This window comes from Aeromicrobium phragmitis, from assembly GCF_003674095.1.
GTDB lineage: Bacteria > Actinomycetota > Actinomycetes > Propionibacteriales > Nocardioidaceae > Aeromicrobium > Aeromicrobium phragmitis.
The window spans coordinates 1-524 of the sequence record NZ_RDBF01000052.1; the positions used below are offsets into that span (position 1 = coordinate 1).

Consider the following 524-nt stretch of genomic DNA (forward strand, 5'->3'; position numbering starts at 1 on the left):
TTGCCGCGGCTGTCCTTGGTGGCGACCGCGCCATCGCCGCTGGGCGCCTGCGTGAGGGACGTCAGACGCTGCTGGCCATCGAGCAGGAGGAACTTCGCTTCAGTGCCGGGCGCGAGTTCGACACCCTCGATCGGACGCGGTTTGAACCGAACCTGGGTATTGCCGGTTTTCAGGAGCATGACCGCGCCGAGAGGGTGGCCCCGCAGCACCGTGACCAGCAACTGGCGGATGCGCTCGTCTTCCCACTTGTACCCACGCTGGAAGTCCGGGAGCTGGATCTCCCCCGACCGCGTCCACGTCAGGTATTCACCAAGCTCGTACATTGGTGTCAGGAAGCCCATCTCAGTCCTCTTCGGGTTCGAAGTCGATCACAGCCTGCGTGGCTAGTGGCCTGGCGTCGGCGGCACGCTTGGCCGCATCCAGGACGTCGGGCCAACTCGTGACGACGTTATTGAAGCTCAGCGCATCCTTGGTCCAGCCCTGCTTCTCGGCGAAGCGGAACAGCAGGTGGGCGAGCTCCTTCA

At 64.3% G+C, this 524-nt stretch carries 2 protein-coding genes; both read right to left on the minus strand.

All coding sequences use genetic code 11. The features are described 5' to 3' along the window. On the minus strand, positions 1–341 hold a 341-nt coding region (locus tag D9V41_RS16200), incomplete at its 3' end, for a DUF262 domain-containing protein (protein ID WP_133434233.1). A 1-nt stretch (position 342) separates the two neighbouring features. Beyond that, positions 343–524, minus strand: a 182-nt coding sequence (locus D9V41_RS16205; protein WP_208006905.1) for a hypothetical protein, incomplete at its 5' end; no start/stop codon positions are given.